The organism is Kitasatospora sp. CB01950, from assembly GCF_001905465.1.
GTDB lineage: Bacteria > Actinomycetota > Actinomycetes > Streptomycetales > Streptomycetaceae > Kitasatospora.
The window spans coordinates 14,704-34,529 of record NZ_LISX01000006.1; the positions used below are offsets into that span (position 1 = coordinate 14,704).

Below are 19,826 nucleotides of genomic sequence, written 5' to 3' on the forward strand. Positions count from 1 at the left end.
GGCTATTGGTCGCGCGCGCCCAGCGCCTCGACCGGATCCCTGCGCAGCGCCGGCCGACTGGTGAGCAGCACGGTGCCGACGCCCAGTACGGCGGCTCCGCCGAGCACTGCGGCCACCGGACCCGCGGGCAGCGACAGCGCGGCGGCGCCCGTGAGCGAGAGACTGACCGGGATCAGGACCGCAGCCGCGACCGCAGCACCGAGGACGAGCGCCACGGCGACCGTGATCCCGCCCTCCCATGCCATCATCCGCAGCACCTGACGGTCCGTCGCACCCACCAGCCGCAGCAGCGCGAACTCGCGCAGCCGCTCGGCGGTGCGCATCACCAGCGTGTTGACCACCGCGATGGCGGCGAACAGGCCGATCACCCCGAGCAGCAGCCGGCCGACCGCGGTGGCCGACTCCTGCTGCCGCCGGCGCTCCGCGTCGTAGGCGGCCCGGTCGATGGACCGCGCCATCGGATGGTCGGCGCGCAGGCGCCGAAGCCCCTCGCCCAGCTGCCCGGGGTCGACGCCGGGCTCGGAGCGGACCAGCACGGTCGGCGCGAGCGGGACCCGCGTGTGGGCGGCGGCGAACTCCGCGGGCAGCAGGGCGTCCGCGAACCGGACGTCACGGTCGTAGACGGCGGCGACCGTGGCCCTGCTGCTGGTGCCGTCCTGCCACTCGACCCGGACGGTGCCGCCGAGGTGCGTGTCGAGCTTCTCGAACGCGCGCCGTCCCAGGGCGATGGACTCGCCACGCAGCTCGCGCAACGAGCCCGCCGTCACCCCCGGGTCGACCAGCTGCTCCAGGTCCTGCGGGTCGACGATCCGGGCGTCCGCCCAGGCGCTGGGGCTTCCGGTGCGGCCATGCACCACCACCCCGCTGGGCACCATCGCGCCGACCGCCGCGACGCCCGGCAACTGCCGTACCGCGCCGACGAATTCCGGCGGCAGACCGATGCCGTCCGCCTGGACCACCTGGTCGGCCAGCAGCCGCCGGCCGTCCTCGGCCAGCTGGGCCTGCGCCTTGACCACCGGCACGAACAGCACCGTGCCGGTGAACGCCACCGCCAGCACCAGCGGGGTGACGGCGGCGGCGAAGCGCCGGTACTGGGACCGCAGCGCGGCGGAGGCGAGGAAGCCCGCGACCGGGAAGAGCCGGCCCACCGGCCCGCCGATCGCCGCACCGGCGAGCCGACCGATCAGCGGCCCGAGCAGCGCGACGCCGAGCAGCAGCGCCAGCACCATGCCCTCCGCCGTGCCCGCCCCGCCTCGGCTCCCCGCCGAGCCGGTCAGCACCGCACCGCACACGCCCAGCGTCGCCAGGCCGAGGGCGATCCGGACCGGACCCGGCCGGGACGGGGGCACGGCGGCGTCGCGCAGCGCCCGGGTGGGGTCGACCGCGGCGGCCCGGCGCGCGGCGGCCCGAACGGCCAGCTGCGCGGTCACGGCCACGACGCCGAGGACGATCAGCGGGGCGGTCGGGCCGACGTGCAGCGGCACGCCCGGGCCGACCACGCCGCGGTCGACCAGTTCCGTGCGCAGCACGGCGGCGAGGCCGATCCCCAGCGGGACGCCGACGACCGCCGCCGCGACGGTCAGCACCAGCGTCTCCGCGGCGATCATCCGCCGTACCTGTCCGGGGGTGGCGCCGACCGCCCGGAGCAGGGCCGTCTCGCGCAGCCGCTGCTGGACGGAGAGCGCGAGCGTCCCCGCCACCGGGAAGGCCGCGACCAGCAGCGACAGCACGCCCATCGTCCCGGCGAGCGAGGAGAGGCCGTCCGCCGGTCCGTGGAAGCCGAAGAACTCCACCTCGGCCCGGGCATCGCCGGTGTGGACCACGGCCCCGGAGGGTTCGCTGTCGTCGGCCCGCGACCCGCCCAGCAGGTCCTTGGCGCGGTCGGCCAGCGCCGGCAGGTCCGTGCCGTCCTCGACCTGGATGCCGATCACGTCCGCGCCGGTGGTGGTGCCGGCCAGCCCAACCAGCGCGCGGCCCGACTCCCCCTTCGGTGCGGTTTCACTCGGGGACGAACCGGACACCCTGCGGACGAACGGACATCCCGCAGGACGAAGGCGGTACGGCATGGAACTCCCCAGCGTGCTCGGCGTGTTCGCACATCCGGACGACGAATCCCTCTCCGCCGGCGGCCTGCTCGCCCGGCACGCCGAGTCCGGGGCCCGGACCGGCGTGGTGACGGCCACGTGGACGGAGGGGACCCATCGGATTCCCGAACTTGCGCGGGCGCTCGGCGAGTTGCGGGCGGGGAAGCCCCGGCTGCTTGGTTGGGCGGACGCCAAGGTCCCCGACTCCGCGCCGGGGCGGGCCCGGCTGCTGGACGCCCCGATGGAGGAGTCCGTGGCTCAACTGGTCGGGCACCTACGGGAGTTCCGACCCGAGTGGGTGGTCACCCACGACGCGTACGGCGGCCTGACGGGCCACCCCGACCATCGGCACACCCACCGCCTGACGGTACTCGCCGTCCACGCCGCGGCCCTGCCCGGCCTGTACCCCGAGCTCGGCGATCCCTGGCCGATCCGCCGCCTCCTCCTCGCCACCCACCCGCACAGCGCCGCAGCGGAGTTGGGCCATCTGCTGCTGCGTCCCGGCCGCACCGCGTACAGCGTCCCCGACGCCACGGTCGAGTCCCTGGACGTCACGCCGCGGCTCCCCCGCAAGCTCGCCGCCGTCTTCGCCCACCGCTCCGAGGTCGTCCGCGGCGCCCTCCCCGGCCGCCTCGCCGCGGCCCCGCCCGCCGTCCGCGAGCTGCTGATGGGGACGGAGTGGTACCAGCCTCACCCGTTGGCAATTGAGCGGCGGACGGCCCGAGGCGTCTGCTAGAGAATCGACATGACCCCTCTGCCCGCCCTCACCGTCCGCCGTGCGGACGCCGCCGACCGCCCCGCCGTGGAGCGGCTCTGGCTGATGTTCAGCCACGACCTGTCGGAGTTCCGCGGCCATCTGCCCAACCCGGACGGCTCCTTCCGCGACGGCTGGCTCCAGTTGGCCTTCTCCGATCCCGACTGGGCCCCCTACCTGCTGACTGCCGACGCCGACGCCCCCGTCGGCTTCGCCTTCGTCCGCGGCCTGACCGGCCCCGTCCGCGGGCTCAACAGTTTCTTCGTCGTCCGCGGCGCACGACGTTCCGGCCTCGGCCTGCATGCCGTCCGGCAGATCGTCGCCCTTCACCCGGGCCGCTGGCAGATCGCCTTCCAGGACGCCAACGCCCCCGCCGCCCGCTTCTGGCGCACCGCCGCTGCCCGCCTCGCCGGCACTGCCTGGACCGAGGAGCTCCGCCCGGTCCCCGGCCGCCCCGAACTCGCCCCGGACTCCTGGATCTCCTTCACCACCGCCTGACCGCGCGCGCAGCGAGCCCCGCGCAGTGAGCCCCGCACCGCCCGCGCAGCGACCCCCGCACCGCCCGCCCCGGCACCTCCGCACTTGACGTGGCATCGACCAGCAGAGAAGGTGATCGGCACCATCTGACATGTTGCGTGTGAAATTACACTGCCCGCCGCAGGCAAGGGAGGGCCGACCCGTGGAGTTGGAGTTGCGGCACTTGCGGGTGCTGTGCGCGATCGCCGACACCGGGAGTGTGGGACGGGCGGCGGTGGCCATCGGCGCGTCGCAGCCGGCCACCAGTACTCAGTTGCGGCGGATCGAGCGACACTTGGGCGCCGTCATGTTCGATCGAACGGCGACCGGTGTCGTGCCGACGACGTTCGGGGCGGAGGTCCTCGCCGCCGCCCGCGAGGTGCTGTCCCGGGTGGATCGACTGGGCCACACCGTCGCTGTCGGCGGCAACCGCCCGCACCGCGAGCTGCGGGTCGCGGTCGACTGTTCTGCCCTGCTGCCGGGCACGCTGGCCCGCGCCCGCCAGCTCCACCCGGAGCTGCGTTTCGCCCTCCCTTCCGCCCCGGACGAGCCGTTCGATCTGGCGCTGACCCTCGACCATCCCGAGTCCGGTCTGCGCCCGACGCCCACACTCGCCGCGCGCGCCCTCGCCACCGAGCCGGTCTTCGTCGCACTGCCGGCCACCCACCCGCTCCGCCACCACGCCGAACCCGCGCTCGCCGATCTGGCCGCCGAGACCTGGCTGCTGCCGACCGCCGACCGCACCGCCCTGCGGGCGGCCTGCGCGTCGGCGGGTTTCACCCCGGCCACCGCGCATCAACTCCCGTACGGCAGGAAGGAGGTGCTCGACCTGGTCGCGGCCGGCCTGGGTACGGCGCTCGTCCCGGCCAGCACGCCGCCCAACCCGGGAACGGTGATCAAGCCGCTGCTCGGCGCGCCGCTCTGGCTGCGGTACGTGATGCTGTGGCGCCGGGCCACTCTCGGTCCGGCGCTCGCGGACACCCTGTTCGGCGCCGCCACCGCCGCCTACCGCGAACTCGCCGCCGGGGCACCGCACTTGCACGCCTGGGCGGGCCGGACGTTCCGTCCGCCGCGGGCCTGACGGCATCCCCGGACGCCAAGAACTCCCCGCCGGTGTTATGCCGCCCCAGTGCAATGTCATATGACCTGTGACATTGTTCTGACCCTCGCTCCGGTGCCACGATTCATGCGCTCCACCGTGTTTCCCCCCTCCCCCAGCACTCCCCCACAGGAGAAGCAGTGCGCGTGCGCATATCCCTCCCCGCGCTGGCGGCCGGCCTGTTGGCCGGCTGTGCGACGGCAGCCACCCTGCTGCCCGCCCCCGCCTTCGCGGCCACCCCCGCACAGCCGAAGGCCGTGTCCGCCCAGCAGGCCGCGTCCGCCGCCGCCGACCGCAACGCTCCCGGCGGCGCCGTCCCCAAGCCGCTCGGCCCGATCGTCGCGGCCGCCCCGGAGTCCCACGCTCCGGTCTCCGCCCCGCTGCCGCCGGCCCTGCTCGGCCAGGTGGTGATGGGTCAGCCGGCCGGCACCACCGTCCAGACCACGCCCCGTCCGGCCGCGAAGCAGCAGGCCGGCCCGAAGGCGCTCGCCGGCTCGCTGGCCGCGCAGACCTGCACCCCGGCCGACTTCGGCAGCCGCTCCGGCGCGGACCTGGTGGCGTACGTCAAGGGTTCGACCACGGCCTGCATCGGCACGCTGTACAACGTGACGGGCACCGACGCCGGCGCGATCTTCAAGCAGGCGAACATGCTGACCGTCGCCGCCGCCTTCAAGTCCCTGGCGGCGACGTACGACGGCACCAACAACGCCAACATCCTGCAGCTGGTGCAGTTCCTGCGGGCCGGCTACTACGTCCAGTCGTACAACGCGGACGCGGTCGGCAGCTACGACTCGACGCTGACCGCCGCCACCAAGGCCGGCCTGGACACGTTCTTCGCCGGGCAGCACTGGACGGACGTCTCGGACGCCAACGGCATCGTGCTGTACGACGTCCTGGTGCTCACCGACAGCGCCAACATCCAGGCCAGTTACCTGAACACGTACAAGCAGGTGCTGAACGGCTACAACAACAGCTACAACGCGTACCCGAAGATGGTGAACGCGGTCAACGCGGTGCTGTTCGCCCCGCTGTGGCGCGCCAACTGGAACCCGGACTTCGTCAACGCGCTGAACGCCGACACCAGCCTGATCACCACGCTCGGCAACTTCACCCTGAACCACAAGGACCTGCTGGGCACCGGCAACTCCTTCCTGGACGTGAACGCGGGCAACGACCTGGCCCGGATGTCCGGCGACAGCCCCACCGTCGAGGCCGCGACCCGGCCGCTGATCAAGCAGATCCTCGACTCGACGCCGATCGCCGGCCCGGGCGGCCCGCTGTACGTGCACGCGGCGTTCCAGTCCAACGAGTTCAACCGCGCCCAGTGTGCGACGTTCGGTATCTGCGACCTGCCGAACAAGCTGATCGACGCGGTGCTGCCGAACGTCCTGGTCTGCGACAACAAGACGCTGCGCGCCCAGGCCCTGACGGTCGCCCAGCTGCAGCCGGTGTGCGAGAGCCTGCGCGGCGAGGACGCGTACTTCCACAACCTGGTCAAGGACAACGGCCCGATCCCGGGCCAGTACGGCTCCACCCTGGACCTGCCGGTGTTCGCCAGCGCGGCCGACTACCAGACCTACTCGTGGGCGATCTGGAACAACGCCACCGACAACGGCGGCGTCACCCTCATGGATCCCACCGACCCGGCCAACAAGCCGGTGGCGATCATGTACCAGAAGTCGTGGAACGACGACTTCCCGGGCAACGTGTGGAACCTCAACCACGAGTACACGCACTACCTCGACAACATCTACGACATGAAGGGCAACTTCAAGACCGAGACGTCCGTCCCGGACATCTGGTGGATCGAAGGCCTCGCCGAGTACGAGTCGTACGGCTACCGGGGTGTGACCGACACCCAGGCGATGACCGAGGCCGCCAAGCACACCTACAAGCTCAGCACGATCTTCCAGAACACGTACAACAACTCCGACTCCACCCGGGTCTACCCGTGGGGTTACCTCGCCGTGCGCTACATGATGGAGAAGCACCCGGCGGACGTCTACAACATGCTCGGCCACTTCCGCACCGGTGACTACCAGGGCGGGTACGCGGTCTACAACGGCCTCGGCACCTCCTACGACGCGGACTTCGACGCCTGGCTGAACCAGTGCGCCGCCGGCGCGTGCTTCGCCACCGGCCCGACCGCGCTCTTCGACCAGTCGGTGAACGGCGCGACGGTGAACCTCACGGACCGCTCCGTGGTCACCAACTCGCCCGCGAAGATCGTCTCCTGGCACTGGACCTTCGGTGACGGCAGCTCCTCCGACGAGCGCAACCCGTCGCACACCTACGCCGCGGCCGGCACCTACACCGTCGCCCTGACCGTCACCGACTCCACCGGCCGCTCCACCGCAACCCCGGCCGGCGTCACCATCACCACCGGCAGCGGCGGCGGCACCACCCTGCCGACCTGCACCGACCAGCGCGCCGACGCGATGGGCCAGAACTGCCAGCGCACCGGCCGCACCCGCACCGCCGGCAACGTCGACTACCTGTACGTCTACCTGCCCGCCGGCACCAGCACCCTGAAGATCACCACCACCGGCGGCACCGGCACCGCGTACCTGTACTACAACGACTCCACCTGGGCCTCCCCGAGCGCCTTCACCGCCTCCTCCACCACCCCCAACTCCACCGCCCAGTCCATCACCGTCACCAACCCCACGGCCGGCTACCGCTACCTGAGCCTCTACGCCGCCACCGACTTCACCAACGTGACCGTCGCCACCCAGTTCTGACCCCAGATCCCCCACCCAATGACGGGCAGTCGCGGCCCCCCCAGGCCACGACTGCCCGTCAACGGTTTCCGCACCCCGACCGCCGCCCGGCCGCAGCCCGCACCTCCCCGGACTCGACCGCACTCCCCCGCAACTCTTCGAGTCGCCTGTGCAGTTGGGCCCCCTCGGGCGCATGCTCGACAGCGAACAGCCGGGCGTCCTCCTCGCAGTCCCAGAGCGACTCGGTCACCTCCGCCCCCATCGCCCCGGGCCGAATCGCCGCCAACGCCCTGAGATACGAGGGCCGTTCGTACGAGTGCGGCGTGTGCTCCCAGAACCGGCGCAGCACGGGCACGGCCTCGCCGGCGGCCGGTCCGAACCGGGCCACGCCGTCCGCAAGGCGGTCCGGCCCGCACCACTCCCCCGCCGCCCACTGGCGCTCCAACTCCCCTACCAGCAGCGGGAGATCGCGCAGCTCGCCATGCCTCGCCAGGACGCTCGCACCGAACTGGGCCAGCCAGGGACGATCGCCGGAGGCCCACCTGCGGGCGTCCTCCACCGCGAGGGGCCCGAGACGGTCCACCGCGCGGAGCAGCTGCGGCAACGGCCGCTCACCCGGCTCGGCGGGCTCGCCGGTCCACAACTCCGGCACCAGCGGCAGGAGTTCCGGAAGCGGTGGGCGGCCGACCAGGGTGATCACGGCCGCCGTCCGTTCGGACCGGGAGCTGCCGCCGTCGGCCAGCACGGCGAGCAACCGGGCATTGCTCGGGGCGAGCGCCTCCACGTGCCGCACAGCCGCTCGTCGCGGTCTCGCAGGCCTCGACTCCCGCCAGCGCAACCAGGGTTCACTGTCCGGATACTCGGGCTCGGCCCCGCCGAGCCGGCGCAGCGCGTCCTCGGCGAGGTCGTCCCACCAGGGCACCGGCCAGCGATCCGCGACGGTGTCCAGCACGTCCTGCCACCACGGGCCGCGCCGCACAGCCCGCCGCAACACCTCCCGCGCCTCCACCGACCCGCTCAGCGCGAGGGCCGCCAGCGCCTCCCGGGCACGCTCGTACTCGTCCTCGCCCTCGGCCTGCTGCCGCAACAGGTCGATCGGCAAGCCCAACTCCCGTACGAGTTGGGCGTGGTAGTCATGTCGGGCATCGCACTGCCGGTCGTACCGGGTCTCCCTCCGCAGACACTCCAGCACGGCCGCGGCCCCCGCCTCCGGGTCCTCCCTCGCCCACAACCGGCCTGCCCCGCGCCCGCGTTCGACCAGCCCGAGCAGCGTGTCGGCGGGCGCGTATTCGGCGGATTCGCCATCCTGATCGCTCACAACCGCCTAGAATGCCCGCCCGCGCCACCCTCCGCGACCGGCTTTCCCTGCCCACAGCCCCAGCCGCTCGGACACCCCGGCTCCACACGCCCGCGCCAGGGCGCAGCCGCGCACCCTCCCAGACCGCCCAACTCCCGCCCTGCGCCCGGATGCCCGCCCGCGAGGCGCTCGGGCACGACCGCGAGGCAACCCGCCGCCCCGCGTCCGGGCGCAGCCCGACGTGTTGCCTCCGAACGCCCAACTTCCCCCATACGTACGGCTGTCCGCCCCTTCAGGGTGTTTCGGGCGCGACCGCGAGGCAATCCCCCGCCCGCGTCCGCACCGCACCAGCGCCCGGGCGCAGCCCGACACGCTTCCTCCAACCGCCCTACGTCCGACTGTCCGCCCGTCAGGGCGTCAGGTGCGGCCGCGGACCAGGGGGAGGAAGACCTCGTCGACGATTTCCACCAGGACCTGGTCGGGGACGGCCGGGATGCCGCGGAGGAGGTACTCGGTGCGGAGGAGTGCCATGGGGGTGGCGGCGACGCGGGGGTGGAGGGCGGCGGCGGGGGCCTCGCCTCGGGCGGTGGCGCGGGTGAGGACGGCGAGCCAGGCTTCGTCGAGGGGGTCGGGGCGGTCGGGGTCGCGGAGTTCGGCGAGGAGTTCGGGGGCGCCGCCGACTGCCGCGAGGAGGCCGCGGAGGATCTCGCCGTACGGGGAGGACCACGTGCGGTTGGCGCGGCGCAGCAGGTCGAGGGCGTCTTCGCGGAGGCTGCCGGTGTCGGGCGGCCGGGTTTCGGCGGCGGCGAGTCGGCGGTAGGCGGCGATGCCGAGGGCGGTGCGGTGGGGCCAACGCCGGTACAGGGCGTTCTTGTTGGTGCCGGCGCGGCGGGCAACCTCGTCCATGGTGAGTCCGGCGACGCCCTGTTCGAGGAGGAGTTCGCCGGCGGCGGTGAGGATCGCGTCCTCGAGTTCGGCGCCGCGCCGTCTGGTCGCTGCCACCTGCCCACCTCCCGCTGATCGTCTGCCGGTCCGCCGGTCCGCCGGTCGGCCCGTCTCCGTGCGAATGGTACGTCCCGGCCGAAAGAAGGTACCGGCCGTACCCCATCAGAGTTAAGGTACGACCAGTACCCTAATTCGCGAGGAGAGGACGGCTTCGCCGTGCGCGTTTTCGGCATCACCTACGACACCGGTTTCCGCAGCACCGCCCGCGTCACCACCCGGGAACCCTTCGACCCCGAGACGGTCCGCCGCGAGATGCTGGTGATCCGTCAGGAACTGCACTGCGACGCGGTGCGCATCACCGGCGCCGAGCCGGACCGGCTGGAGGTCGCCGCCCGGTTCGCCGCCGACGCCGGCCTGGAGGTCTGGTTCTCGCCGTTCACCAACGGGCTCACCCAGCCGCAGCTGTTCGACCTGCTGGTCGACTGCGCCGGCCGCGCCGAGAAGCTGCGGGCCGCCGGCGCCGAGGTGGTGCTGCTCACCGGCTCCGAGATCTCGCTGTTCACGGACGGCTTCCTGCCCGGCGACGACTTTCTCGCCCGCGCCGCCGTCCTCGCCGACCAGGACCGTTTCCGCGCCCTGCTGCCCGAACTGCACCGCACCCTGAACGCCTTCCTGGCCCGCGTCCTGGCTGCGGTCAGGCCGCTCTTCGGCGGGCGGATCGGCTACGCCTCGCTGCCGTTCGAGGGCATCGACTGGACCGCGTTCGACGTGGTCGCCACCGACGCGGGCTACCGCGACGCCACCAACGCCGAGCAGCTCGCCCCGGGCCTGCGCGCCCTCACCGGCCTGGGCCGGCCCGCCGCCGTCACCGAGTTCGGCTGCGGGAGCTTCACCGGCGCCGCCGCACTCGGCGCCCGCGGCGACCGCGCCGTGGTCTTCGACGAGCACGGCCACGCCCTCCGACTCGCCGAGCTGCTCGTCCGCGACGAGCAGGAGCAGGCCGCCTACCTGCTCGACCTGCTCGCGATCTTCGAGGACTCCGGCCTGGACGCCGCGTTCGTGCAGACCTTCGCCCACTATCACCTGCCCGGCTCCGACGACCCGGACCGGGACTTCGACCGCGCGTCCTTCGGCATCGTCCGCCCGCTCCCGCCCGGCCGCCCCTCCGCCACTCACCCCGGCCTGCCGTGGGAGCCCAAGGCCGCCTTCCACGCCCTCGCCGCCCACGGCCGCGACCGCGAAACCGCCCACGCCCAAGCCCGCGCCCAAGCCCGCGCCCAAGCCCGCGCCAACGCCAACGCCAACGAGAAGGGCCGCGACCGCCACTGAGTCCTCGGCCGCCTGTCGGCGCCGCGCGGGACGCTCGCGCCAGGAAATCCCGTACGGCCGGCATGTGGTGGGGCACCACCGTCGAGGCCCCCGATCCCGCCGCCCTCGCCAGGTTCTACGTCGCCCTGCTCGACTGGCATCTGGGCCACGAGGAACCCGGCACCGCCGTCGTCGCCGCGTCCCCGCAGGGCCCGTTCCTGGTGTTCCAGCAGGCCGACGGCTACCGTCGCCCGGTCTGGCCCCCGGTCGAGGGGCGGCAGCGCCCGATGATGCACCTCGACTTTCAGGTCGGCGATCTCGACGCCGCCGTCGCCGAGGCCCTCGCCCTCGGTGCGACGCTCGCCGAGCACCAGCCGCAGCCCCACGTCCGGGTCCTGTTCGACCCGGCCGGCCACCCGTTCTGCCTCTGCCACGACCCCGCCTGACGGCCCGCCGCACGTTCGCCGGGCCCGCGATGGCGGAAAAGGTGGGGCATCCGTCATTGCTGCCATCGCGGGCCGCTGCGAGGCTGGTCGCATGGCCGATCACAGCGTGCTCATCGTGCTCTTCGACGGCGTGCAGAGCCTGGACGTCACCGGCCCGCTGGAGGTGCTCGCGGCCTCGGCCCGCTACCGGATCCGCACCGCCTCGCCGGGCGGGCTCCCGGTGCGGACCGGCAGCGGGCTGGGCCTGCTGCCGGACGAGGACCTCGCGGACGCCGGACCGCCGCACACCCTGATCGTCCCCGGCGGCCCGGGCACCCGGCAGCCCGATCCCGAACTCGTCGCTCGGATCGGCGAGTTGGCGAAGGGCGCCGAACGCGTGACATCGGTCTGCACCGGCGCGTTCCTGCTCGCCGAGGCGGGGCTGCTGGCCGGGCGGCGGGCCACCACGCACTGGTCGATGTGCGAGGCGCTGGCCCACCGGTACCCGGACGTCACCGTCGACCCCGACCCGATCCACGTCCGCGACGGGCGGGTGATCACCTCCGCCGGGGTGACGGCGGGCATCGACCTGGCGCTCGCCCTGGTCGAGGAGGACCACGGCCGGGAGCTCGCCCTCGGCATCGCCCGGCACCTGGTGATGTTCCTGCGCCGCCCGGGCGGCCAGGCCCAGTTCTCCACCCAGCTGTCCGCCCAGCTCGCCGTCCGCAGACCGCTGCGCGACGTACAGCGCTGGATCACCGAGCACCCGGACGCCGACCTGTCCGTCGAGGCGCTGGCCCGCCGGGCCTCGCTGTCGCCGCGCCAGTTCACCCGGGCGTTCGCCGCCGAGACCGGCACCACCCCCGGCCGCTACGTGGACGGCGTGCGGCTGGAGGCGGCCCGCCGCCGGCTGGAGGACGGCGACGAGGGCATCGAGCAGGTCGCCCGCCGCAGCGGCTACGGCACCCCGGAGGCGATGCGTCGCGCCTTCGCCCGCACGCTGGCCGTCAGCCCGATCGACTACCGACGACGTTTCCGCAGCAGGCCCTGACCTCAGCGAGCCCCGACCTCAGCAAACCCCGACCGATCGTGACGAACCGCCGGAGAGGCACCCCGATGAAGATCGCCATCCTGCTCTACGACCGTTTCACCTCGCTGGACGCCGTCGGCCCGTACGAGATCCTGGGCCGGATGCCGGGCGCCGAGGTGGTGTTCACCGCCGCCCGGCGCGGGCCGGTCCGGGCCGACATGGGCAGCCTCGCGCTCACCGCCGACGCCGCCCTCGACGAGGTCGACTCCGCCGATCTGCTGCTCGTCCCGGGCGGCCCGGGCTCGGTGGCGCAGCAGGAGAACCCCGAGGTGCTCGACTGGCTGCGCGCGATCGACGCCACCACCACCTGGACCACCTCGGTCTGCACCGGTTCGGTGCTGCTGGCGGCGGCGGGGCTGCTCACCGGTCGCCGCGCCACCACCCACTGGTTCGTGCCGCAGGCGCTGGCCTCGTTCGGGGCCGAGCCGGTGGACGAGCGGGTGGTGTTCGACGGCAAGTACGCGACTGCGGCGGGCGTCTCGTCCGGCATCGACCTGGGCCTGCACCTGGTCGGCCGGATCTGCGACCCCGAGACCGCCCAGGGCATCCAGCTGCTGACCGAGTACGACCCGCAGCCGCCCTACACCGCAGGGTCCCCGAAGACCGCGCCGCCCGCGGTGGTCGAGGCCGTCCGCGCCGGGTTCACCGCCCGGCGCTGACACCCGCGTCACCCCCCGGCGGGGCCCCGCCCGGGCTGCCGGACGACGAAGAACTCGCTGACGAAGCCCACCAGCCGGCCGTCGGCGGCGTACCCGACCCAGGTCGGGTAGTGGCCGTCGCCCCAGCCGGTGGTGAAGGCCACCATGCTGTGGCCGCTGGCGGGGTCGGTGACGGTGGCCGGGCGGTGGCGGGCGTCGTGGACGGCGTCGATGACCGGGTCGGCGTCACGTTCGACCAGCTCGCCGATCGGGCCGACGGCGGAGGCGTCCAGGAAGCAGCCGGTGCCCGCGTCCACGCCGTAGCCGAAGAAGTCGCCCGCGCCGAGCCGGCCGTGGTCCTGGCCTTCGCTCAGCGCCGGTTGCCAGCGCACCGCGGGCCGGTCGGCGATCCGCAGCATCGCGGCGGCGATCCGGGTGTCGGAGGAGCCGGGGCCGTACGCGTTGCCCACCTCGGCCACGGCGAGCACCACCGGGTAGCGGCCCGGGGGTGCCGCGGCGAGGAACGGCTCGTTCTCGTCGGCGAGTCCGGCCACCGGGTCGCACGCCACCAACCGCCCGGTGGGAAGCGCCAGTTCCGCTTCGGGCAGCGCGAACACGGTGGCCGTGCGCCCGTCCCCGCAGTCGTGCCGGCTGCCCGGCGTGAACAGCCGCGCGACATCGGGGGCCGCAAGGGGCATCGGAGGGCTCGCTCTCTTCGCTGTCGTCACTCACTGGCCTTGCGGCGACGGGCAGTTCGGACGTGCACCAGCCGCGCGCGGCCCTCCACGGTAGCCGCCCGCCCCCACCCGGCTCGACCCGACCCCGGAACGCCCGGCTCGGCCCGACCCCGGAACGCCCAACCGTACCGGGCCCGGAGGCGCGTGGTCGCGGCCCCCTGCGGTGGGAGATCATTCTGACCATGACCCCCGCCCTGGTGTTCGGTATCGCCGTGCTGCTCTCGCTGCTGACCCGCCGGCGGTGGAACGGCGGCACCGCGCCGGCTGCGGTGCCGCCGCCGGTGGTCGCCACCCCCGCCGGGTTCGACCCGGCCCGGTACGGGCTGACGCCGAGCGCGGAGCTGGACCCGGGACGTGCGGGGCCGCCGCTGCCGCTGCTGCGGCGCAAGGAACTGGAGGCGCTCGCCGACTCCTGCCTGGCCGGCGGCTGGCGGGCCGCCGCCGCGTACGTGACGGCGGCCGGGGACGACTGGGACGAACGCTGGTCGCGGCTGGACTTCCTGACCCAGGTGGCCGCCGCGCGCGACGCCTGGCTCACCGCCTGGCAGGAGTCCGGCGCCGAGGCGTGCGCCGCCGCCACCGTGCACGCCCGGCTGCTGGCGCAGCGGGCCTGGGAGGTCCGCGACGGCGCCGACCCGCAGGTGGCCCCGGCCGAGCGGGCGGCCGCCTTCAAGGCGCTGCTGGCCGAAGCGAACACGGCCGCCCGCCGGGCCGCCGAACTGGACCCTCGCGACCCCGGGCCGTGGGTGGTGCTGCTCACCACGGCCCGCGGCGTCCCGCTCACCCGCCGGCAGTTCCGGCCGCTGTGGGAGGAGTTGACGGCCCGCGCGCCGCACCACGTGGCCGGCCACTGGCAGGCGATGCGGTACTGGTGCGCCAGGTGGCACGGCAGCGACGCGCTGATGCTGCGCTTCGCCGAACGGGCGGTCCGCACCGCGCCGCCGGGCTCCGTGCTGCCCGGGCTGTACCTCCAGGCGCTGGCCGAACTCGAGCAGCGGCACGGCCCGCTCGGCCTGCCCGACGCACGCCGGCTGCGCGAACTACTGCCTGCGGTGGCGTCCGCGCTGGCCGCCGTCCCGCCGCCGAACGACCAACTCCCGCTGCTGCGGCACCTGCTGGCGCACTTCGCGCTGGTCTCCCGGCAGCCCGACCTGGCCCTGGAGCAGTTCCGCGAGCTCGGCCCCTGGTGCGGCGCCCACCCGTGGACCGCCACCCCGCACCCCGTGCGCGCCTTCGACCACGCCCGCGCCGTCGCCGCGACATACGCCTCCGCCTGACCGCCCGCCGCCCACCGCTCTCCGTCCCACCGGGCTCGGTCCCATCGCGCTCCGTCCGCCGGCCCGCCGCGCGCCGGACCGGCGCGTTCCGCGACCCGGGCGGCGCACTTCTGCCTGCCCAGCGCGGGACGAACCGATCGGCGCGCGGTGGCTGATCCGCGCCCCCATGTCGCGCCGGGGCGACGAGTGCCGTGACCGCCCCCGGGTTCGGTCGTTATCCCCGGACATGAATGCCGACCCCTGGGCCCCGACGGGCGTCCGCGACGAAACGATTCAGCACGCGCCCATCTACGCCGGGCTGGTGACCATCTGGCACCGGTCGGGTCGTACCGTGCCAGGCCTCGGCGACCGGGAGTGGGCCCGCCTGACCGCCCCGCCCCGCTTCGCCGACCGCACTGCCCCCTCACCCTCACCCTCACCCTCATCCCGGACCGAGACCGTTCCCCCGAAGGAGACCCGGTGACTCGTCAGACCACGCCCGGCATGTGGCGCCGGCACGCGGACGACCCGGACTGCGTCCTGCTGCTGGACGTCATCGTGTCCCCGTGCCCGGGGCTGGAGGTCGCGGTGCCGGCACGGCTGCGGTACCACCGGGCCGACCCGTACGCGGTGCATCTGGACTGCCACGTCGACCTGGACGAGCCGATCACCTGGCTGTTCGGCCGCGAGCTGCTCGCCCAGGGGCTGGAGGGCTCGGCCGGGATCGGCGACGTGACGGTCCGCCGCTCCGCCACCGACCCGGAGCTGCTGGCCATCGCCCTCACCACGCCCGGCCACACCGCCGTCCTGCACACCCCGCGCGCGCCCGTCCGCGACTTCCTGCGGCTGACCCACCGGGTGGTGCCGCCGGGCACCGAGCACCGGCACCTGGACACCGGTGCGCTGCTGCGCCACCTGCTGGACGACCGCCCGGCCCGCCGCGACCTGCCGCACCCGGAGTGAGGAGCGCGTCCCGTCCCGGCCGCGCCGCACCGATTTCCGCTCCCGCGCGTTGAACAGGGGGCGTTACCGGTACTCACCGCCGATGCCGCCCGTCGAACCGGGGGCCGGCCTCTCGGCGGTCTGCCCGAGGAGTTGTCGATGCCGCACGTCCGTGGACCGAATGTCGCGCTGCGCGCCTGCATGTCGGAGGCCGGATGGAACGGCCCCGCCCTGGCGGCGGCCCTGCAGAAGGTGGCCCGGGAGAGCGGGTTCAGCGTCGGCTACGACCGGACCACCGTCGCGCACTGGCTGTCGGGCACCCAGCCTCGGCACCCGGGCCCGCAGCTGCTGGAGGAGGCGTTCGCCCGGCGTCTGGGCCGTCCGGTCTCGCGCACCGAACTCGGCCTGCCACCCACCGAGACCGCCACCGGTGAGGAGGCCGACCCGGAGCCGACGGACGCGCTGGCGGCGCTGCGCCGGCTGCACGCCCGACCGCATTCCGGCGACTCCCCGGACGAAACGTTTCAGCCTCCGCTGTTCCGCATCCGCCTGCTGCCCGCCCCCCGCACCTCCCCACCCACCTCCCCCCCGGCCTCCCCGGCCTCCCCGGCCGCCTCGGCCGCACCGGCGCCCACCGTCCCGCCCACCCGGTTCGCGCCGGTGCTGCGCCGCTCCGGGCCCGAGCGGGTGGGGGCGCGGCAGGTCGAGGCGGTGCGGGAGATGACGGCGTTCGGGTCGCGACACTACGACGGGTACGGCGGCGCGATCGCCCGCAGCCCGCTGCTCGGCTACCTGCGCGACCACGTGCTGCCCTGGCTGACCTCCCTCTCCGGCGACCTCCGGCACCGCGAACTCCTCGTCGCCGCCTCCCAGTTGGTGCGCCTGGTGGGCCGCACCTACACCGACGACAACCGACACGGCGAGGCGCAGCGGCACTACCGGTTCGCGTACCGGCTGGCGGCGGAGGCGCAGGACGGGCAGGCGCAGGCGATGGCGCTGCGCGACCAGAGCACCCAGGCGGGGGCGCTGGGGCACCAGGCGTACGCGTCCCGGCTGGCGGACGCGGCCACCGCGCACCTGCCGTCGGACGCGGCGCCGGGGGTGCGGGCGTTCGTGCTGGCGCAGCAGGCGGTGGCGGCGGCCCGGCTGCGGCAGTCCGACGAGGCGCTGCGGCACCTGGAGGCGGCCCAGCAGTGGGCGTCCCGGTCGGCGACGGAGGGCGGCCCGCACCGGTACCCCGAGCCGGCGCTGCTGTACCAGGCCGCGCAGGTCCACCGCTCGTTGCGGGCCACCGAGTTGTCGCTGTCCTATCTGCGGGCCTCGCTGCGGGCCCGGCCGGCGGGCGAGCACCGCACGATCGGGGTGTCGCTGCTCCAGTTGGCCCACCTGGAGCTGGACGCCGGGAACATCCACCAGGCGCGGCGGGCGTACACGAGTTTCCGCGAGCGGCAGGACGCTCTGCGCTCGCCGGCGACCTCGCTGCAACTGTCCCGGCTGGAGGGCCGGTTCGCCCGCCTGGGCGGATAGCGGCGGGCAGCTTCGAGACCGGCTGGGCCGGCCGCGGTGGGGCCGGCGGGGTGAGCGGCCGGGCGGTTCGCCCGGTGGGGCGGGCCCGTCGAGCGGTCAATGGTGCCATGAACGATCCCTCGCTCTACCCGCTCCTGGCGTCGCCACCCCTCTCCCGGGCCGCGCCGCCACCCCCTCCGCCACCCCCTCCGGGCAGCTCGCCGCCGGACGGCCGCGGCACGCCGGTGGGGACGGCCGTCGAGGCCGGACCGCCCGTCCGGTACTCCGCCGACACCCGTCCGACGCCCCGCTGAGGCCGGGCCGGCTCCGGTCGGGCGTGCTGCCCGGGGCCGGGGCCGGCCCGCTGCGCCATGCCCCGAGGAAGCAGAAAGGGTTCTCCCATTTCTTCCTCGGGGGTTGGTCAGGAAGCCCGTCCGCCCAACGCGGGGACCCGGAGGCGGGCGGTGGTGGGGACGGGGACCCGGCCGGCGGGCGCGACGGTCGCGAGCGGGCCGATGGGGCGGACCCGGTAGCGGTTCAGGTGTCGGCGTTCCGCGTCGCGAAGGGGCCGGCTGCGGCCGGTCCCGGCGTCGGTCGGCACGGTGACCGTCCGGGCCTCGAAGACCAGCTCGCCGTCGCGGCGCGCCTCGCAGGCGGTGCTGATGGACGCCTTGCCGAGACGTTCCACCCAGATCTGAACGGGGAGCGAAGCGGGACAGTGGTAGAGCGGCGTGCGGTAGTCGATCTCATGACGGGCGATCATGAAACCGTCCTCGAACAGTTCCTGACCCTCGCTCTCGTCGTACAGCAGGCAGTAGACGGCCTCCTGCACGTACTGCAGCACCTTCAGGTTGTTGATGTGCCCGAAGGCGTCCATGTCGCCCCAGCGGGTCCGGCACAGGTAGGTGTACAACGGTCAGCCGTCCGTTCGGTGTTCGGTTCCGAAGCCGAGAGTGCGGCGCAGGTAGCCGTAGGCGTACGGGGAGCGGCGCAGCGCGGCGTCGTCGCCCTGCTCGTAGACCTCGCTCGCGGTGTCCAGGACGGCGAGGCCGAGGATCTTCTCCGTCCGTCGGCAGAGGTGTTCGAGTTCGGTGAGTCGCTGGTTTGCGGGCAGGCCCGCGAGGGCGGCGCACTCCTTCTCCACCTGATCGACCCCGCCACGGTAGTCAGTCATCGGTTCCTCATTTCCTGTCGGACTTGATGTGTGTAGGGCCTCATCCGCCGAGGGGAAGGACAGGCGGATCCGTTGACGCCGAAGGTCCTTCCGGTGATCAAACTCGGTCCCCCCGCAGCCGGACATGGTGGGGCTCCCTGTGTTTGGTTGAAGATCGCTGCGTTCCCGGCCTCTTTCAACACAGCCCTCCACCCGACCCTGTTTCAGCGGTGGCCAACCTGATGAACCGTACGTACACCAACCCAGAGGACGCGGCCGACACCCGGTGTCGACCCGGAACGCACGACCATAGGGTGATCACATCAACGGATGGAATGCACACATCCGAACCCCTGACCTTTCGGTCTCCGGGGCCGCCGACCCGGCCGCCGACCCGGCCGCGGAGCCGACCTCAGGCCCCTCAGGCCCCTCAGCCCCGCGGTGCCGGCGTCCACTCGTGCGCCAGCAGACCGAGCAGCGCCGCGTCGATGAACGTGCCCATCACCCACGCCGCGGACCGCAGCGTCCCCTCGACCACGAACCCGTTCCGCTCGGCGGCCCGGATCATCGCGTGGTTGTCCACCAGCGTGTCCACCTGCAGGCGCTGCAGCCCCCGCACCAGGAACCCGTACCGACACAGCGCCCCGACCACGTCCACGCCGTACCCCTTCCCCCGCGCCGCCGGCAGCAGCCCCAGCCCCAGGTGCGCCGACCGGTTGTGCGTGTCGATGCCCCACACGCTGGCCACGCCGATCAGGCTGCCGTGCTCCAGTTCCACCACCGAGAACTGCACGTTCTTCGGATCGTCCTCCTGCGCCTGCCGCGCCTTGCTCCCCACCGCCACCGGCCGCCAGGCTCTGCCCTCGGCCCGCGACGACCCCTCCACGTCGTTCGACAGCTCACGCTGGATCACCGGCAGATCGTCATCGCTCTGGGCCCTCAGCCCGACCTTCTCGCCACGAAGCATCCAAGCTTCCTATCCGATCAACCTCCTTGTCCGCAAGCACATTTGACGTCCAATCAATGCTCAGGTCTTCGGCGAGGACCTCCACCTCGTTCGGGCCGACGACGGTCAACCAGTGCAGCGCGCAGCGGTTGTTGTGGTGGTCCAGCAGATGGCGGGCCTCGGCGGGCCACGGGCCCCACCGGGGCAGCTCCCGCACGACCACCTCGTCCACGAGCGCGAGTTCCGGGTCGAAGAGTTCGGCCCGGATGTGGACGATCCCCACCAGCCGCAAGGTCACCGTCGCGCTCGCCGACTCGATCCGGATCACCGCTTCGCCCGGTACCAGGTCGGTCCGCAGCACGATCGAGCTCAACCAGCGGAACTCGCCGCGAAATCGTTCAAGAATCACG

19 protein-coding genes are annotated in these 19,826 nt (G+C 73.8%); 11 read left to right on the forward strand and 8 right to left on the reverse strand.

What is annotated here, in order from left to right; genetic code table 11:
* Positions 1 to 2 precede the first annotated feature (2 nt).
* Positions 3 to 2,021: an FtsX-like permease family protein gene (locus AMK19_RS16950; RefSeq protein WP_158071914.1), complete on the reverse strand. Its 2,019-nt coding sequence runs from the start codon at positions 2,019 to 2,021 to the stop codon at positions 3 to 5.
* Positions 2,022 to 2,064: 43 nt separating this feature from the next.
* Here AMK19_RS16950 and AMK19_RS16955 point away from each other — a divergent pair, with 43 nt between their 5' ends.
* The 4 genes from AMK19_RS16955 to AMK19_RS16970 all read left to right on the forward strand — a co-directional run bounded on the left by AMK19_RS16955 (position 2,065) and on the right by AMK19_RS16970 (position 7,194).
* Positions 2,065 to 2,820 (forward strand): PIG-L deacetylase family protein, encoded by a 756-nt coding sequence (locus AMK19_RS16955; RefSeq protein WP_073812553.1) that lies wholly within the window; start codon positions 2,065 to 2,067, stop codon positions 2,818 to 2,820.
* A gap of 18 nt (positions 2,821 to 2,838) precedes the next feature.
* Positions 2,839 to 3,336, forward strand: a complete 498-nt coding sequence (locus AMK19_RS16960; protein ID WP_198953365.1) for a GNAT family N-acetyltransferase — start codon at positions 2,839 to 2,841, stop codon at positions 3,334 to 3,336.
* Between the two features lie 181 nt (positions 3,337 to 3,517).
* Positions 3,518 to 4,435: a LysR family transcriptional regulator gene (locus AMK19_RS16965; RefSeq protein WP_073812556.1), complete on the forward strand. Its 918-nt coding sequence runs from the start codon at positions 3,518 to 3,520 to the stop codon at positions 4,433 to 4,435.
* Positions 4,436 to 4,599: 164 nt separating this feature from the next.
* On the forward strand, positions 4,600 to 7,194 hold the full coding sequence (locus AMK19_RS16970) for a collagenase (RefSeq protein ID WP_241844445.1): 2,595 nt from the start codon (positions 4,600 to 4,602) through the stop codon (positions 7,192 to 7,194).
* A 58-nt stretch (positions 7,195 to 7,252) separates the two neighbouring features.
* On the opposite strand, the gene AMK19_RS16975 is transcribed toward AMK19_RS16970, so the two are convergent.
* Together AMK19_RS16975 and AMK19_RS16980 are read right to left on the reverse strand one after the other, a co-directional pair.
* Entirely contained in the window at positions 7,253 to 8,491 is a 1,239-nt protein-coding gene (locus tag AMK19_RS16975) for a hypothetical protein (protein ID WP_073812560.1), read from the reverse strand.
* A gap of 396 nt (positions 8,492 to 8,887) precedes the next feature.
* The gene (locus tag AMK19_RS16980; protein WP_073812561.1) at positions 8,888 to 9,472 is read right to left on the reverse strand and encodes a TetR/AcrR family transcriptional regulator; all 585 of its coding nucleotides are present in this window, start codon (positions 9,470 to 9,472) and stop codon (positions 8,888 to 8,890) included.
* 159 nt (positions 9,473 to 9,631) lie between these two features.
* Here AMK19_RS16980 and AMK19_RS16985 point away from each other — a divergent pair, with 159 nt between their 5' ends.
* The 4 genes from AMK19_RS16985 to AMK19_RS17000 all read left to right on the forward strand — a co-directional run bounded on the left by AMK19_RS16985 (position 9,632) and on the right by AMK19_RS17000 (position 12,897).
* Positions 9,632 to 10,744, forward strand: coding sequence for a hypothetical protein (locus tag AMK19_RS16985; RefSeq protein ID WP_073812563.1), 1,113 nt, complete (start codon positions 9,632 to 9,634; stop codon positions 10,742 to 10,744).
* A 62-nt stretch (positions 10,745 to 10,806) separates the two neighbouring features.
* Complete coding sequence (locus tag AMK19_RS16990) at positions 10,807 to 11,169, forward strand: VOC family protein (RefSeq protein ID WP_073812564.1); 363 nt, start codon at positions 10,807 to 10,809, stop codon at positions 11,167 to 11,169.
* A 91-nt stretch (positions 11,170 to 11,260) separates the two neighbouring features.
* Complete coding sequence (locus AMK19_RS16995) at positions 11,261 to 12,199, forward strand: GlxA family transcriptional regulator (RefSeq protein ID WP_073812566.1); 939 nt, start codon at positions 11,261 to 11,263, stop codon at positions 12,197 to 12,199.
* A gap of 65 nt (positions 12,200 to 12,264) precedes the next feature.
* Positions 12,265 to 12,897: a DJ-1/PfpI family protein gene (locus tag AMK19_RS17000; RefSeq protein ID WP_073812567.1), complete on the forward strand. Its 633-nt coding sequence runs from the start codon at positions 12,265 to 12,267 to the stop codon at positions 12,895 to 12,897.
* Between the two features lie 8 nt (positions 12,898 to 12,905).
* On the opposite strand, the gene AMK19_RS17005 is transcribed toward AMK19_RS17000, so the two are convergent.
* Positions 12,906 to 13,574, reverse strand: coding sequence for a DUF4241 domain-containing protein (locus AMK19_RS17005; protein WP_073812569.1), 669 nt, complete (start codon positions 13,572 to 13,574; stop codon positions 12,906 to 12,908).
* Between the two features lie 221 nt (positions 13,575 to 13,795).
* Between AMK19_RS17005 and AMK19_RS17010 the strand changes: the two genes are divergently transcribed.
* From AMK19_RS17010 to AMK19_RS36005, 3 genes are all read left to right on the forward strand, one after another.
* Positions 13,796 to 14,890: a hypothetical protein gene (locus AMK19_RS17010; RefSeq protein ID WP_073812571.1), complete on the forward strand. Its 1,095-nt coding sequence runs from the start codon at positions 13,796 to 13,798 to the stop codon at positions 14,888 to 14,890.
* Positions 14,891 to 15,349: 459 nt separating this feature from the next.
* Positions 15,350 to 15,832, forward strand: a complete 483-nt coding sequence (locus AMK19_RS17015; protein WP_143200242.1) for an SsgA family sporulation/cell division regulator — start codon at positions 15,350 to 15,352, stop codon at positions 15,830 to 15,832.
* Between the two features lie 138 nt (positions 15,833 to 15,970).
* Complete coding sequence (locus tag AMK19_RS36005; RefSeq protein WP_158071915.1) at positions 15,971 to 17,338, forward strand: hypothetical protein; 1,368 nt, start codon at positions 15,971 to 15,973, stop codon at positions 17,336 to 17,338.
* Between the two features lie 400 nt (positions 17,339 to 17,738).
* On the opposite strand, the gene AMK19_RS17030 is transcribed toward AMK19_RS36005, so the two are convergent.
* The 4 genes from AMK19_RS17030 to AMK19_RS17045 form a co-directional block, all read right to left on the reverse strand.
* Positions 17,739 to 18,230 carry an acyl-CoA thioesterase gene (locus tag AMK19_RS17030; RefSeq protein WP_073812577.1) on the reverse strand — a complete coding sequence of 164 codons (492 nt, stop codon included), beginning with the start codon at positions 18,228 to 18,230 and terminating at the stop codon, positions 17,739 to 17,741.
* A gap of 3 nt (positions 18,231 to 18,233) precedes the next feature.
* Positions 18,234 to 18,491 (reverse strand): hypothetical protein, encoded by a 258-nt coding sequence (locus tag AMK19_RS17035; RefSeq protein WP_073812579.1) that lies wholly within the window; start codon positions 18,489 to 18,491, stop codon positions 18,234 to 18,236.
* Between the two features lie 409 nt (positions 18,492 to 18,900).
* A complete protein-coding gene (locus tag AMK19_RS17040; protein WP_073812581.1) occupies positions 18,901 to 19,437 on the reverse strand; it encodes a GNAT family N-acetyltransferase in 537 nt (178 codons plus the stop codon).
* Positions 19,394 to 19,825, reverse strand: a complete 432-nt coding sequence (locus AMK19_RS17045; protein WP_143200244.1) for a hypothetical protein — start codon at positions 19,823 to 19,825, stop codon at positions 19,394 to 19,396. Before AMK19_RS17045 ends, AMK19_RS17040 begins: the two co-directional genes overlap by 44 nt.
* Position 19,826 lies beyond the last annotated feature (1 nt).

Coding starts and splice junctions, on each gene's coding strand:
- AMK19_RS16955 (WP_073812553.1), top strand. CDS start 2,065: ATGGAACTCCCCAGCGTGCTCGGCGTGTTCGCACATCCGGACGACGAA.
- AMK19_RS16990 (WP_073812564.1), top strand. CDS start 10,807: ATGTGGTGGGGCACCACCGTCGAGGCCCCCGATCCCGCCGCCCTCGCC.
- AMK19_RS16995 (WP_073812566.1), top strand. CDS start 11,261: ATGGCCGATCACAGCGTGCTCATCGTGCTCTTCGACGGCGTGCAGAGC.
- AMK19_RS17000 (WP_073812567.1), top strand. CDS start 12,265: ATGAAGATCGCCATCCTGCTCTACGACCGTTTCACCTCGCTGGACGCC.
- AMK19_RS17005 (WP_073812569.1), bottom strand. CDS start 13,574: ATGCCCCTTGCGGCCCCCGATGTCGCGCGGCTGTTCACGCCGGGCAGC.
- AMK19_RS17010 (WP_073812571.1), top strand. CDS start 13,796: ATGACCCCCGCCCTGGTGTTCGGTATCGCCGTGCTGCTCTCGCTGCTG.
- AMK19_RS36005 (WP_158071915.1), top strand. CDS start 15,971: ATGCCGCACGTCCGTGGACCGAATGTCGCGCTGCGCGCCTGCATGTCG.
- AMK19_RS17035 (WP_073812579.1), bottom strand. CDS start 18,491: ATGACTGACTACCGTGGCGGGGTCGATCAGGTGGAGAAGGAGTGCGCC.
- AMK19_RS17040 (WP_073812581.1), bottom strand. CDS start 19,437: ATGCTTCGTGGCGAGAAGGTCGGGCTGAGGGCCCAGAGCGATGACGAT.